Consider the following 15,347-nt stretch of genomic DNA (forward strand, 5'->3'; position numbering starts at 1 on the left):
GCCGCTGATTGAAGTGGCCCACAATAATTGGAATGTCCAACTATTGGGTGTCACTTTAGGTAGCGGCTTTATATATTTAACTTCTATTGATTAGCGATTTGTAAATACTAGACCTTCATCGGTTGCATCAATAATGATAACACTGCCAGGTAAATAATCACCACTGAGTAACTTTTGCGCGAGTGGATTTTCAATGGTTTGTTGAATCGCACGTTTAAGTGGACGCGCGCCATAAACGGGATCAAAACCACTTGCTGCAATGCGTTCAAGCGCAGTGTCCGTTATTTCCAATAAGTAACCCATTTCAGTTAAACGCTCACGTAATTTCATTAACTGAATATCAGCAATCTCTTTGATATGTTCGTTAGCTAATGGATGAAATACCACCGTCTCGTCTATACGGTTTATAAATTCAGGTCTAAATTCATTTATTAATACATCCATCACTTTAGCTTTAAGCGTTGTGTAATCATTATTTCCAGCCTGCTCTTGAATAATATCTGAGCCTAGGTTTGAAGTCATAATAATAACGGTATTTTTAAAATCAACGGTTCTACCTTGTCCGTCGGTTAGACGACCATCATCTAATACTTGCAGTAAGATATTAAATACATCAGGGTGTGCTTTTTCGATTTCATCAAGCAGTATTACCGAATAAGGTTTACGACGCACTGCTTCAGTTAAGTGCCCCCCTTCTTCATAACCCACGTAACCTGGAGGAGCTCCAACTAAACGTGCAACTGAATGTTTTTCCATAAACTCAGACATGTCGATACGCACCATGGCATCTTCGGTATCAAACATAAAACCAGCCAGTGCTTTAGTTAGCTCTGTTTTACCCACACCTGTTGGACCTAAAAATAAAAATGAGCCAATCGGACGGTTAGGATCAGCAAGTCCGGCACGTGAGCGTCGTATTGCGTTAGAAACAGCAACAACAGCCTCATCTTGGCCTATTACCTTACTGTGTAACTTATCTTCCATTTGCAGTAACTTTTCACGCTCACCTTGTAGCATTCTCGATACCGGTATACCGGTCCAGCGAGAGAGTATTTCTGCTATTTCATCCTCACCGACTTGGTTTTTAAGCAGAGTCATTTCTTGCATTTCGGCTTGTGAGGCTAAATCAAGTTTTCGTTCAAGTTCAGGGATACGCCCGTATTGCAGCTCTGACATACGCTGTAAGTCACTTGCCCTTCGCGCTACATCTAAATCTAATCTTGCTTGTTCAAGCTCAGCTTTAATTACTTGCGTGCCTTGAAGTGATGCTTTTTCAGCATTCCATATCTCGTCTAGCTCACGATATTGCCCATCAAGGTCGGTGATCAACTCTTGCATTTCAGCTCGGCGTTTTTGGCTTGCTTCGTCTTTTTCTTTCGCTAGTGCATTATCTTCTAACTTTAGTTGGATAATACGACGTTCGAGTTTATCTAATGACTCTGGTTTTGAATCAATTTGCAAACGAATTGAAGAACCCGCTTCATCAATCAAGTCAATCGCTTTATCCGGTAGCTGGCGATCACTAATATAGCGGTGAGATAACTGCGCCGCAGCAACAATAGCGGGATCTGTAATTTCTACTGAATGATGTAACTCATATCGCTCTTTCAAGCCGCGTAATATAGCAATGGTATCCTCGACTGAAGGCTCTTCAATGAGTACTTTTTGGAAGCGACGTTCAAGCGCTGCGTCTTTCTCTATGTATTTACGGTATTCATCAAGCGTGGTTGCGCCAACACAATGTAATTCACCGCGCGCTAATGCTGGTTTTAGCATATTGCCCGCATCCATTGCGCCGTCACTTTTACCTGCCCCCACAATGGTGTGTATTTCATCAATAAATAAAATGACTTGGCCTTCTTCTTTAGCCAATTCATTTAATACTGATTTTAAACGTTCTTCAAATTCGCCACGGTATTTAGCACCCGCAACTAACGCGCCTAAATCAAGTGATAGTACGCGTTTATTTTTTAATCCTTCTGGTACTTCACCATTAATAATACGCTGCGCTAAGCCCTCAGCGATTGCTGTTTTACCAACGCCAGGCTCACCTATTAGTACAGGGTTGTTTTTAGTCCTGCGCTGCAGAACCTGAATCGTACGGCGAATCTCATCATCACGGCCTATAACAGGGTCAAGCTTACCCTGCTCAGCGCGTTCAGTTAAATCAATGGTGAACTTTTCTAATGCTTGGCGTGTTTCTTCTGCATTTGGATCATCAACTTTTTGACCTCCACGAATCGCCTTAATCGCACTCTCAACTTTGCTGGCGGTTATATTTAACGCTTTAAAAATAGTCCCAAGCGGGCCTTTATCATCACATGCAACAAGTACAAATAATTCACTAGAGATGTATTTATCTTTACGCTTTTGCGCATATTTATCGCATAAGTTGATAAGCGACACCATATTATTGGACAGTTGAACATCACCGCCGACCCCTTCTACTTTAAATAGCTTTTCTATTTCTTGGGAGAGCTTGGTATTGAGTTCGTCTGCACTTATACCTATTTGGGCAAATAGCGCTCGAACACTTGATCCGCTTTGCTGAAGCAATGAGTACATTAAGTGTACAGGTTCAATAAATTGATGATCGCGGCCAAGTGCCAGCGATTGCGCATCAGAAAGCGCAGATTGAAATTTACTTGTAAATCGATCTAAACGCATAAGGGTTTACCTATCAAATAATCTAATTGCTTAATTAATGGGTATGTTTAGGCGTTTGTTCAAGGTGTAGCAGAAAATATAATCACAACAATGATAAATTACTTGCGCCAGATCAAACTTGCCATGCGTCCAGTTTGGCCATCACGACGATAAGAAAAAAACAGGTCTTTGCGAGAAACAGTGCAGTACTCTCCCCCTGTAATTTTTTTTATACCTGATTGATTTAGTAATATACGAGCAATATTATAAATATCGGCAAGGTATTTGTGGTTAGTTTGTAGTTTAAACGCTTCAACAAAAAGAGATGACTGTGCTTGGAATAGCTCAAAAACGTCTGAGCCAACTTCGAATTTATTTGGACCAATAGCAGGACCTAACCATGCATTGATATCCTTATGCTTTGCATCAAAACAATCAAGAGTACTTTTAATTATACCCTGCTCTAACCCTCGCCACCCTCCGTGAATGGCCGCAACTTCATTGCCATCATTACTACTTAATAATATGGGAAGGCAATCAGCGGTCATAATAGCAAGTGGTTGATCAATTAGTTGTGTATAAAGAGCATCAGCATTATGTAACTCAGTGAAGTCAAAATGCTCATCAACAATAACAACATTGTTACTGTGAACTTGATTTAGCCATACCGCTGGTTTTGGAATATGCGTATTTAACAATGCGCGATTTTTTAATACGTACTCCTTATTATCACCAACATGAAGTCCAAGGTTTAAACTTTTAAATGGGACTTGAGAAACACCACCTTCACATGTAGTACTTAACGTACCTACATTATGAAGGTTTTGCCATGTCGCTGATAATAAATGCACTATCTATCTATATCAGGATTAGCTTTGGTGTCTTCGCGTAGTGCTAGCGTCATAGCAACCATATCATCAGGTATAGGCGCTTGCCATGTCATCATTTCACCCGTAATAGGATGAGCAATGCTTAATTTAACCGCGTGGAGAGCTTGGCGTCTAAAACTACGAAGTAGCTCAAATAACTCAGGAGTTGCACCTTTTGGTGGACGCGGACGGCCGCCATAAGACTGATCACCAATTAATGGGTGATTTAAGTAAGCCATATGAACACGAATTTGGTGTGTACGACCGGTTTCTAAGCGCAAACGTAAGCGAGTATGTGCGCGAAACTTTTCAGCCACACGGTAATGCGTAATAGCAGGTTTGCCCATTTCATGAACAGCCATGTGTGTACGCTGTGTCGCATGGCGACCAATAGGCTTTTCAATCATGCCACCAGCGGTCATGGTTCCATTACAAAGCGCTTCATATTCACGGGTGAAGTTTTCACGTTTTTGCAATGCTGTCACTAAATGCGTTTGTGCAGGGATCGTCTTAGCCACAACCATTAATCCGGTCGTATCCTTATCTAACCTGTGCACAATACCAGCTCGCGGAACATTGATAATTTCCGGGTAGTGATGTAATAGCGCATTTAATACTGTGCCATCAGGATTACCCGCCCCAGGGTGAACCACAAGTCCCATTGGTTTATTAATTACCAAAATATGATCGTCTTCATAAACTATGTTCAAATCGATGTTTTGTGCAAGGTATTCTCGCGGTGCTTCAATAGTTGTTTCAACATTAAGAAGCTCACCACCTAATAACTTAGTACGTGGTGTGTTTAATATTTCGCCATCAACAGTAATTTTATCATCCAAAATCCATGTTTTTATACGTGAACGTGAATAATCAGGGAACAATTGCGCTAATACTTGGTCTAGACGTTTACCACCTAAGTCAGTTGGAACCTCGGCTTGAAGAGAAATTTGCTCTGTCATTAGTAACTTTACCCAATTTACCAGTGCAAGCTTTGCTCGACTGGGTTAGAATCGCTTTTAATAAAAGCATAATATAATACGTATAGTTTACTCGGTTTTACCGACTTGGCCTAGCCGAAGACATCGAAGGTAACAAATAAAATGATAAATAAAATAGGGAAACGTGCATTTGCCATTGTTTTTTCAGTTTCTGTACTTAGTTTAGGCGCTTGTTCGTCTGCGCCTGACCAAGAAGATATTCAACGTGTACCAAACAGATCAGCACAAGCTTTGTATGAAGATGCAAAAGAAACACTAGATTCTGGTTTATATGCACGTGCAATTGAGCTTCTAAGTGCAATAGATTCTCGTTATCCATTTGGCCCGTTTTCTAAGCAAGTACAAATGGATCTAGTGTATGCGCATTATCAATCGGGTAATACAGAGCAAGCATTAGCAACAGTCGATCGCTTTATACGCCTCAACCCAAATCATAAAGATTTAGATTACATGTATTACATGCGTGGTTTGGTAAACATCAAAGCAGACAAAAATGCATTTCAAGAATACTTTGGTGTAGATAGAGCTGACCGTGATGCAAACCGAACACGTGTTGCATTTACCGATTTATCAACATTGGTTAAACGTTTTCCAGATAGTGATTATGCACCAGAAGCTAAACGTCGTTTGGTGTGGCTGTTAAACCGCATGGCACGTTACGAATTAAAAGTAGCGACTTACTATTACGAACGTGAAGCTTATTTAGCAGCAGCTAATCGTGGTAAATTTGTTGTTGAGCATTATTCACAAAGCAGCTATTTAGACCCTGCACTTGAAATGATGGAAAAAAGTTACGACAAACTAGGGTTAACTGAACTTAGCAAACATGCAAAGCAAACGCGAAAACTGAATAATAGAACCAAATAGAAAAGCGCTTGTAAGCTGCCTCTTATACACAAACCCCTACTAAGTAATTAGCAGGGGTTTTTTATTAGGGGTGTGTGCAGGACACGGGATCTTTGCTCAATTTTGACTTATTTTCTCACGGATGTAAGCCAATAACATCAAACAGGGGCAGTTACCAAGCCCACTAAGTTACAAACCTCGCGCCGCGATTACCCCCCTAAATAGAACAAATTTTAAACCTGAAAGGTAATACCAATCTGCTTATATATGGGGTCTATTTAACGTTAAGAAAATTACGCTAGAACAAGGCAAAAATTTTTGTACCTAGTTGTTCTCGGCAATTGCTCCCTGCATTGCTCTACCTCCTGCATCCATGCAGTCGTAAATAAAAAATTTTTAACGACGTTATAGTGCAATTTAATTCGTTAAATTGATCAAAGATTTATGCAGGTTGGTATAAACAGATCCTGTATTAATTTAAACGTTAAATCGCGTCTTCATCTTCTTCTGCTGTTCGGATCCGTACGACACGCTCAACATCAGTGACAAATATTTTACCGTCACCTATTTTTCCTGTTTGCGCTGTTTTAACGATAACTTCTATAGCACGTTCAACATCATCATCACCAAGTACGATGTCTAATTTTACTTTTGGCAAAAAATCAACCATATACTCCGCACCACGATACAGCTCAGTGTGCCCTTTTTGACGACCAAAACCTTTAACTTCACTTACGGTCATTCCATTGATACCTATTTCAGACAATGCTTCACGTACATCATCGAGTTTAAAAGGCTTAATAATTGCTTCTATTTTTTTCATGTTAACTACTTTTTTAAAGCTTCAGATGCTTCGATTTTAGACAATCATAGAGTTCATAGCAAACAAAGCAATTGAATGACGGTGATAAAACAATCAACCATGGTATAATTTACCAAATAAAAATAGCTATACTTAAACAACTCGCAGTAATGAGATTAATATGAACAATAAACAAAACGGATTCACCCTTTTAGAATTAATGGTCACTGTTGCTATTGTGGGTATTATTGCCTCTATTGCCTTTTGGAACAGTAGCGACATGCTTGAAGAAAATAGGGCTGAAAATTTTTTGTTAGAGTTGAAAAGAAATATTAGCTATGCACGTTCTCAAGCAGCAAGTACTGATGAAATAATGGTGCTATGCCCTGGACCATTAAATAAGATAAGCGAAAATAAATTCTTTAATTGTCAAAACACATGGCAAGGCGATTCGGTAATAGCATTATTTGTTGATAAAAATAACAATGGTAAATTTAATAGAAAAACAGACACTATTTTTAGAGCAATGGAAAAAATTAGTTCTACAGATAAATTAAAATACACTGGAAATGAAAAAATGCTGCGCTTTAATACCAGCGGTCGTATCACGACTAATCCAGGCGACTTTATCTTTTGCCCCAATAACGGTACTGAAAACAATAAAGCGCTCAGAGTTTCTCAATCAGGAACAGCCTTTTATCTAGGAGATACCACAGAAAAATGTGATTAAAAAACACACTAATTAAATTTGTCATATTCTGATTATTTACTAGACTAAATTAATCATTTAGATTGATTTAAGGCTTCAGGGATGAGGTTTAAAACACGTTCAAACAGAATATTAGGGATAATTCTCATAGAGTTAATGGTGGCTTTATCAATCATTGCTATCATCAGTCAGCTTTCAATATGGTTCTTTTCAGATTTTTTAGCCTTAAATCGTGCCGACAATCAAGTTAACCTATTACATCGTAATATTAACTACGCACGGCTGTATGCAATCGAAAATAGCACCTATGTTACGCTATGTACGTTAAAAGAAAAGGAATGTGTGAAAGATGATTGGGACGGTCGAATCTCTTTATTTATCGATAATGATAAATCCACTACACTAAATAACGATGAACTACTTTTGAGTACATTTGAACATACTCATGATGCAGATAGCTTAAAATACCCTCGTGATGCAATAACTTTTAGGCCTGACGGTTCACTAAATGGCTTTCAAAATGGCACTTTTATCTATTGTCCAAATAGCGACAAGGCAAATCTTGAAGGGCTTGCCTTGTCAGTAAGTCAAACGGGTCGAATACGAATTAAATCAACCGATATATGTCAAAAAAGTAACTAACCTGAACTCTGGTTAAGTGGTTTACTAACGTATTTAATCATAGTGATGTTTAAATTTATTTTCTCTAGCCAGAGATTTTCAGTGAAAACAAGGCTAATTTACTTGCAATAGCTGGCCTATTGCAAGTAAATTCAACGCAGTCAGTACTGAAAATAGCTGCTTGAGATAGATTTATTATCCAAAGTTCAGGTTAACTAATAATTACCGACCCCAACAATAGTCAACGTCAGTAGCTCCTTTAGTACCTTTTGCACCCTTTAAGCCAATATCAGTAATAGATAGTTCAGTACAATCACCATCACCTTTCACTGCGCCACCTATGGGCTTTGCTTTAATGGTAAACGTATTCGTTTGTTTCACTTCGATACTGAGTTCAAAGTGTTTACTTTCTGTTTTATTATTAATACCAAGGTTATCAAACGATTCTGTGTATTCCCTATTATCAACAAAAAACTGCTCTTCTTTATTTGCCGCATCCAATAATGCCGCAGCGGCTTCAGCACGCGAAGTGCGCTTAACATACTCAGTGTAATTAGGTAATGCTATTGAAGCTAATATACCAACGATAGCAACAGCTATCATTAGCTCAATTAACGTAAATCCACCTTGTTTATTGCTCATCTATTTTTCCTTAATTTTTGATTTCGTCATTTTCTTCACGCTTATAAATATAGGTTTGCTGCGTTTTGAAGCCAAAGCCGATAGGTTGAACATCATTAACTAACTTAATCTTACCATCAACAACATTTAACCCAGGCCCTACAATCTCGACTGGTTTCATTGGATTTTCAGCATTTTCGCCTTTGATGCCAGGGCCAATTAAATAGAACTGACTTTCCATTTTAACATCTATGTCTGTATCAATGATATCTGGTGGTGTGGGGTCATTTTCATCCAGAATAGGCTCTGCATCACATTTACCATTGTTATTTGCATCCACACAAGATTCTCCTTCGCCAAAATAAAGCTGTGCTGTATCGGGTACATCATAACTCGTGGAAAATTTTAATTCGTCATACACTTTCGTCCCGTAGTGTAAATGGAATGCATATAAAGAACCTCCTCCCCCACTAAGCGAGCATTGGTTTTCAGTTGACGTATCTGAAGCTGGCTTAAATGATGAAAAATAAGCAACACCACCTACAACGGCAGCTGCAGCTAACGACTTTTCACCTGTGCCTAATTCATAGTGCCAGCCCTTGAATCCAGCTAAATCGACTTCTAAGTCGACAAATTTATCAACATCATTTAATGCATTACCAAAAGGGTCTAAATTCATCGGCATTAAATCAGCTAGTTTAATCGCATCTGGTGTATTTGTTGTAAACGTTCGTGTTACCGTGTTTTCATCTCGAATCATTAACAATTGATCTTTTTCATTAGTATCATTCGGTTTCGAACGATTACCGCTCCCCAATACCACAGCATCAAAGGGTGTATCTAGCCGAGTTATAACTTTTTTACCATTTACAGTCACTTCAGAAACTTTGCTAAACATCGTTCTTACTATTAATGGGTTATAAAAAAAGCGTCTATCTTCTGTTGCTTGACTACTCCCCAATTCAGCAAACTTAAAGTGACTAAATTTATTTACATCGTCTCCTGGCATATCAATACGCCATATATCTCCTCCAGTATCAGATGCGTAAATTCTATCAATGTATCCATCGTAATCGGAATCAAGTAAAGAAACATTAGCAGCAATACTGTGTTCGCCCTCAAATCCATTAATATCAGGGGTGAGCGCCCATACTCTTTTTCCTGTTTCAGCTTCAACAATATAAATACCTCTACCTATATTATCTTTACTTCGAATAGCCGCATCCTTATTCGTATCATACCCTGCACCAAACACAAGTAACGGCTTGTCACCAAATGCTTTTATGTAAGCAATCTGTGGCTTTGACCACGTTTGAGCTAATTCTTTAAAATCGCCTTTACCACCTTCGATTGGCTGTGCCCACAACTTTTTTGGCTCACTAGGGTCTGAAATATCAAGTGCATAATAGTTTTTACCACCACGTCGCATACCTGCTACAGCCCAGACTTGATCACCTTGACTTGCATCAATAACACCATCATTTAAGCCATTATCATTTAGGTTTTTATTATTAAAATAAACACTAATCGGCCCATCCATACCATACAGTTTACCGGTTTCATTATTGCGAAGAGGTTTAATAATGTCATATAGATCAGAAGGTATAAATGCCCAACTTTCGCTCACTTCATTATTAACATCATCATCTTTGAACATATGCAGAAATCCAGCATTAGTGCCTATTAGAATACGAATATCATCATTGCCGTAATCTATCGCTATCGGTTTAGAATGCAGGGGGTCACCAAAAATATTACCTCTTTGATCTGTTCTATCGCCATCACCGTTTTCATCATCAACATCAATGCCCATAGACCATTTAATATCAGAGCTACTTAAAGTAATCGGATTGTCATCTAATGAATCAAGTATCTCGCTTACAATCGTGGTGTTAAATTCAACAATACTTCCTTGCTTATTTGTATAAAGATTCCGCCTTTTTAAAGCATCACTGCCAGTCAGTGAACTTAAGTGATAATTTACACCACCTTCTGCAACCAAACTTCCATCAGCTGACTGATCACTTGGTAACCAATAGGTTTTTGCATCATCATCAATCAAACCATCCGAATCAAGCGCCGCTTTATTCGTTGAATCAATAATACGGCTACCAGAAACTTTTAATTTTTTTAAGTTTCCTTTCCACCTAGTACCTATTTCAGGATAAAACATAGCGAAATAAATAGCATTTCGACTACGAGTTTGATCGACGTTATTACTCGCTACAGATGGCGATGAAAAGCTATCATTTACTTCTCGAATTTTAGAAATTGCTTTATTTAGTGACTTAGATAATTCATCTGGGGTACTGGCTGGAAAGTTTTCGCCACCACCTAATGACGAAGCTTTAACTAAAAGCTCTTGCCCCTTAGCGCTCATTCCAGAACCAAAACCTATTGTGTATAGACGCCCTGTCTCGTGAATATCAGGAGTCGCTGGATACAAATCTACTTTTACATTACTCGTACCATGAATAACTTTAGCCAACTGATGTAAATAGCTACTGTAATAACTATCAGTACTCCAATTTAGGCCTTGCCCAAAGTACTTCTTATGCTCATCACTAATTACGCTATCACTATCATTATCTCCTGACGGATCACCATCAGTCATATAAATAATATTTACCGAGTTATCACAACGCTTCGCTTCCTCTACGCTGTCATTAAATGGAGAAACATACGTATAAGTAGTTTGTGTATCATAATAGTTATAACAAACCTCTCTGCGATTTCGCCCCCAACCAGTCCAATAGCAATGCTCTTTTTCTATCTGAGTCGTTACAATATCTTCAACACTGGTATCTCTTTCAACTTCGCTTGCTCCCAAACCATAGCTCACACTTTGCCCTGTAATATATAAATAGGCTTCCCAGAGTGTCTCTGTTAGCGGCGTTCCACCATCCGCTGGTAAATTTGCGATTGACGATTTAACCACAGAGGGGTCTTTCCCCAAGCCATTTATAATATAACCGCCATCAGTCTCTTTAAAACGCATTAAACCAAAGTCAATATTATCGTTATCTTCTATAACTTTATTCATCGCATATTGTGCCGCACCTAGGCGACTATCCGAGCATAATATATAGCGTCTTAGATTATTACTGTACCCACAATCATTACCCGAACTTGATGAAAACGCCATACTTCCCGATGTATCAAATATAAGCAGCACACGTGGTTTTTCATCCACGTTAATATTATGATTCACGTAGAGCTCTATATCCTCAGCGATAGCCGGTACACTCATTGTTAACCCTAGAGATGCAGCAAATAATTTATTTAATTTAAGTCTCATTTTAAATTCCTTTGCCTGTACTAGCCATTTGTTGAGCAATACCGGTAACAATGGTTAACTGATGTTTGCTTTTAGAGCCATACTCTATTGTTGTTGATACTTGCATCATATTGCAAGCAACCCCTTTTGTGCAGCTATAGCACCTCGGACACTCCAGATTAAGTGCGCCTTTATTTAAGTTAATCATTTTACTTGGCATACCATTATGTTCAGCAATAAGCATTCCGTCGGTGCTTTCGTCAGCTATTTTAGTGACTTCCTCGGGTGACAAGAAGAACTGATTAGCCGCACCTTTATTTGCTTCCTCAGCAATCACGCGAAGTACTTCGCCTATCAATTCATTTTCAGCTACTTCGCGCTCTTGTGCTGCATTCGTAATTTTAATATCAATACTGCTACTGCTCATTAATGTTACCGCAATACCCGTGACAGCAATTACCATTATCAAAGCAGTAATCAGTACAACACCTTGTTGCTTGATTTGTGATTTCATTAAATGCGCCATAAATTTTCCCCAACGTTATTTAATCGAATAGTCGTTGTAAAAACAGTTCGCCTAAAATTATCTGTAAATTGTAATTCTCTATTATCTGCATCTTCGCCTAACGTGTATGTTTGATTTTTAATGCTAAGGTCTGCATCAGGTTGCAGGGCCCGTATCAATAAAAATACTTGCACAGTTAAAATTCCTTTGCGATTTTCCCAATCGGCTGGAGCCATATTATCAATGCTCTTATACATATCTATTCGACTATCATTTGTTGTGTCTAAGCCAAAAACAAAACGCATGTTTTCGACCCCTTCCATTATTGTTTCGGTTTTCATAGCATCGTCAACCAAACGTTTACGCATTAATGCAGGAACCGTTAACTTATTATTATTTACCGTATAGGTTTGATTAGAAATATAATAAACATGGTGACTATACGGCCACACTGTCGCATTAACATTTAGCGTCGCTGGATCAACAATATTTCGCACAAATTGTGCACGCTCTTGCTCTGCTATAAAGTAATTTTCTTTATTTTGTGTTTCATTACTGCCCGCTTTAACTGTAATTGGATCACCCTGTAAAAACTTAAGCTGCAGGATATCCGTTCCACCTATTGGATTAGTTACGCAATTAAGCTCTTTTACGGCTCCCGCTGTTTTGGCATAAATAGTGCGAAAGTTAGTGGTACTGGAAAGATCTGGGAAACTGCCGTTATTTAAGCCTTCAAGGCAATCGTTTGCTGCATTAGGTGTTGCTAATGTCGTCGTGTTCGCTGATGAAAATGAATCATCATAAAATGTTCCCCAAAACCCAATTTGCTCAATATCTCGTTGCATTATATTTATAGCTAAGCGACCTGATTCTTGCAGCTCGCCTATTGTCATAGTATCTCGAGTTGTTACTTTCATACCTATGTAGGTAAACATGACGCCACCAAGTACAAGACCACCAATAAAAAGAGAGATCATGACTTCTATAAGTGTAAACCCTTTTTGTTTCATACTTAGCTCCTAAGATAAATATAGCTGGTCAAAACAACTAGACGGCGTCGTTTATCTGCTGTCCCGCATTCAATATCGCCCGTCGCTTTATTAGCGGTAAATTCTTGCCTGCCTTGCCACGAGACAACAACCTCTAAGTTAAATGCTTTACCGCCTGAGCCACCAATAGCTGAAGGGTTTATACATACTGTGGCCCCATCCAGCGTTCCTGTATTTTCGCGAGCGCGTATAGCTCGTTTCCACTGTTCAATATCCAACAGCGCAATTTGTGCTGAACTGCATGAATTACTAAAACAAGTAGTTGTCGATTTCATAGCGGTTTGGCTATTAAACGTTTGTTTATAGAGTGTGCCTAATTGAGACGTATCATTAGCACGAATACGTTGAATAATATCGTTGCCAAGCGCTACAGCCGCAGCGCGCTGCATTGAATCAAAACTTGCTTGCTTTGCTTTAGCTTGTAGTGCGATAGCACCTAACAAACCAAAGCTGAGAATAATAAATGCAATAAGCACTTCTATCAGTGTGAAACCTTTTTTGGAAGAAGGAGAGTAAGATTGCATAAAAAAACCAAATGAAAATTATCTAATTATTAGTTTATCTGCTAAATGGTAATGTTCAATCAATACTACGATAGGCGGTTAAATTTGTTGATAAGCGGTTAACAGAATATATTTAAGAGGTATAAAATCAAAGCGCGCTTTTGACAGCCTTGACCTCACGACGACTAACAGGCAGTAACTCGCGACTCCCTTTAAGTTCAATCATGTGATGACTACTCCCTTGCGAATGCAAAGCAATAACCCTTTTTTTATTAACTAATGTATTACGATGAATTCGTAAAACATACGCTGGATAGAGTAATTCTAACTGCTTTAAACTTTGTTCTAGTAAAGCTTCTCCAGTTAAAAATACCATTTTGGTGTATTTTTCTTCTGCACTAAAGTACAAAACATCTTTTATATCAACGCTACGTAGAGTACCAGCTAGCTGATAAGAAATTTTTACATTTTGCTGTTTTTGAATATGCACTTTGTTTAAACGCCCGACTTGCTTAAGCACCTTTTGCAATGATTGCTCTGAAATAGGTTTAACTAAATAACCCGCTGCGCTTAATTGTAAAGCATCGAAGGCATGCTTAGGGTGAGCAGTTATAAAAACAATTGCTGGAGGTAGAATTAAACTATTGAGCTCATTAGCAACTTGTAAACCATTCATTCCAGGCATATCAACATCTAAAAAAATTAAATCTGGCGTTTGCTTTTTAGCAAGTATTAGGGCTTCATTACCATTACTTGCCTCACCTTGTACAACTATACTTTTGTCGTGTGCTAACAAACGAATTAAGCGCGATCTCGCAAGAGGTTCATCATCAACAATGAGTACATTCATACACTGCCCTCAATTAGCTTAGGGATCACAACCTTGACCCTAAACACATCATTTTTACTAGTAATTGTTAGCTGCGCTTTATTTTTATAATAAATATTTAATCGCTGGCGAATATTTTCAAGCGCCATGCCGTTATTAGGCCTAGTTTGAGCATTAGAAATTATTATGGGGTTAGATACAATCATGGTTATATAGCCGGTAGTAATATGCAGCTCTACTTTTATTTCTGCACCATGCTCACTTGTTTCAACGCCGTGGCATACCGCATTTTCAATTAATGGCTGCAGGGTTAAACAAGGAATACTCAATGCAGGTAGTTCATTGGGTATTTGCCAATCAACTCTTAAGCGGTTACCAAAACGCCAAGTTTCAAGTGCTATATATTGCTTACTCAGTGTTATTTCATCGTCAAGAGGTACATTTTTTCCTGAGTGCATTGCAGCCTGCGATAAGGCGGCTAATGCTAAAATGGCTTGCTCTGCCGCATCGGCATCATGATGGGTAAGCTCTGCAGCAGTGTTTAAACTATTATATAAAAAATGAGGACGTATTCTAGCTTGTAAGGCATCAAGCTCAGCACGAGAGAGCGCCTTAGTTTGTTGCGCTTTTTCAAAATGAATTAATAAAAATTGGACGAATAAAGCCGCCAGCAAAGCCACTATAATGCAATTGCGAAGTGTAAAATAAATTAGGTTCTTTGTATCATCTATATCAAAAGCAAAATGGGAAAATAAAATACTAAAAATGCATGTAGATAATAAAAAAGAGGCAAAAAATAGACTTAACTGAAAAGCTTGAGTACGGTTCTGTAAAAAAAAACGACAAAAATATAAAGAAGAAGTGCCGACTAAAACAATTAAATGTAAAAATAAACTAATGATCCCAAGTCGAAGCCAAATATCACCTTCTACATTGGGTGCAAAGGCTAAAACAATAGCAATAACTTGAGAAACAATAAGCGAAGCTAATACGCCTCGCTCATTAAAAAGAGCCGAAAAAAGCAAACCATCATTTTGAAGTGACTTGCTCATAACGACTCTCCTTTATCTAA

Annotated in this window: 14 protein-coding genes; 3 read left to right on the forward strand and 11 right to left on the reverse strand. The window is 38.4% G+C overall.

What is annotated here, in order from left to right; translation table 11 throughout:
* Positions 1-90: 90 nt before the first annotated feature.
* From clpB to rluD, 3 genes are all read right to left on the reverse strand, one after another.
* Positions 91-2,667 carry an ATP-dependent chaperone ClpB gene (clpB, locus tag AOR04_RS12135; RefSeq protein WP_096793483.1) on the reverse strand — a complete coding sequence of 859 codons (2,577 nt, stop codon included), beginning with the start codon at positions 2,665-2,667 and terminating at the stop codon, positions 91-93.
* A gap of 98 nt (positions 2,668-2,765) precedes the next feature.
* The gene (pgeF, locus tag AOR04_RS12140) at positions 2,766-3,497 is read right to left on the reverse strand and encodes a peptidoglycan editing factor PgeF (protein ID WP_008135739.1); all 732 of its coding nucleotides are present in this window, start codon (positions 3,495-3,497) and stop codon (positions 2,766-2,768) included.
* A complete protein-coding gene (rluD, locus tag AOR04_RS12145) occupies positions 3,497-4,474 on the reverse strand; it encodes a 23S rRNA pseudouridine(1911/1915/1917) synthase RluD (RefSeq protein ID WP_007378366.1) in 978 nt (325 codons plus the stop codon). Before rluD ends, pgeF begins: the two co-directional genes overlap by 1 nt.
* A 141-nt stretch (positions 4,475-4,615) precedes the next feature.
* Between rluD and AOR04_RS12150 the strand changes: the two genes are divergently transcribed.
* Positions 4,616-5,380 (forward strand): outer membrane protein assembly factor BamD, encoded by a 765-nt coding sequence (locus tag AOR04_RS12150; RefSeq protein WP_007378367.1) that lies wholly within the window; start codon positions 4,616-4,618, stop codon positions 5,378-5,380.
* A gap of 463 nt (positions 5,381-5,843) precedes the next feature.
* Here AOR04_RS12150 and AOR04_RS12155 read toward each other — a convergent pair whose 3' ends face one another.
* On the reverse strand, positions 5,844-6,182 hold the full coding sequence (locus AOR04_RS12155) for a P-II family nitrogen regulator (protein WP_096793484.1): 339 nt from the start codon (positions 6,180-6,182) through the stop codon (positions 5,844-5,846).
* Between the two features lie 160 nt (positions 6,183-6,342).
* Here AOR04_RS12155 and AOR04_RS12160 point away from each other — a divergent pair, with 160 nt between their 5' ends.
* Both AOR04_RS12160 and AOR04_RS12165 read left to right on the forward strand, forming a co-directional pair.
* The gene (locus AOR04_RS12160) at positions 6,343-6,891 is read left to right on the forward strand and encodes a GspH/FimT family pseudopilin (protein ID WP_096793485.1); all 549 of its coding nucleotides are present in this window, start codon (positions 6,343-6,345) and stop codon (positions 6,889-6,891) included.
* An 81-nt stretch (positions 6,892-6,972) separates the two neighbouring features.
* Positions 6,973-7,512, forward strand: a complete 540-nt coding sequence (locus AOR04_RS12165) for a GspH/FimT family pseudopilin (RefSeq protein WP_096793486.1) — start codon at positions 6,973-6,975, stop codon at positions 7,510-7,512.
* 201 nt (positions 7,513-7,713) lie between these two features.
* Here the strand turns inward: AOR04_RS12165 and AOR04_RS12170 are convergent, their stop codons facing one another.
* The 7 genes from AOR04_RS12170 to AOR04_RS12200 form a co-directional block, all read right to left on the reverse strand.
* Positions 7,714-8,133, reverse strand: coding sequence for a type IV pilin protein (locus AOR04_RS12170; protein ID WP_007378371.1), 420 nt, complete (start codon positions 8,131-8,133; stop codon positions 7,714-7,716).
* Positions 8,134-8,143: 10 nt separating this feature from the next.
* Positions 8,144-11,410 (reverse strand): pilus assembly protein, encoded by a 3,267-nt coding sequence (locus AOR04_RS12175; RefSeq protein ID WP_096793487.1) that lies wholly within the window; start codon positions 11,408-11,410, stop codon positions 8,144-8,146.
* 1 nt (position 11,411) lies between these two features.
* Positions 11,412-11,915, reverse strand: a complete 504-nt coding sequence (locus tag AOR04_RS12180; protein WP_007378373.1) for a hypothetical protein — start codon at positions 11,913-11,915, stop codon at positions 11,412-11,414.
* The gene (locus tag AOR04_RS12185) at positions 11,903-12,904 is read right to left on the reverse strand and encodes a PilW family protein (protein WP_007378374.1); all 1,002 of its coding nucleotides are present in this window, start codon (positions 12,902-12,904) and stop codon (positions 11,903-11,905) included. The genes AOR04_RS12180 and AOR04_RS12185 overlap by 13 nt, the downstream gene beginning before the upstream one ends.
* 2 nt (positions 12,905-12,906) lie before the next feature.
* Positions 12,907-13,467, reverse strand: coding sequence for a type IV pilus modification protein PilV (gene pilV / locus AOR04_RS12190; RefSeq protein WP_096793488.1), 561 nt, complete (start codon positions 13,465-13,467; stop codon positions 12,907-12,909).
* Positions 13,468-13,594: 127 nt separating this feature from the next.
* Positions 13,595-14,296, reverse strand: coding sequence for a LytR/AlgR family response regulator transcription factor (locus AOR04_RS12195; RefSeq protein WP_096793489.1), 702 nt, complete (start codon positions 14,294-14,296; stop codon positions 13,595-13,597).
* A complete protein-coding gene (locus AOR04_RS12200; protein WP_096793490.1) occupies positions 14,293-15,327 on the reverse strand; it encodes a sensor histidine kinase in 1,035 nt (344 codons plus the stop codon). Before AOR04_RS12200 ends, AOR04_RS12195 begins: the two co-directional genes overlap by 4 nt.
* Between the last annotated feature and the right edge of the window lie 20 nt (positions 15,328-15,347).

The sequence above is a fragment of the Pseudoalteromonas sp. 1_2015MBL_MicDiv genome (genome assembly GCF_002407505.1).
GTDB classification, from domain to species: domain Bacteria; phylum Pseudomonadota; class Gammaproteobacteria; order Enterobacterales; family Alteromonadaceae; genus Pseudoalteromonas; species Pseudoalteromonas fuliginea.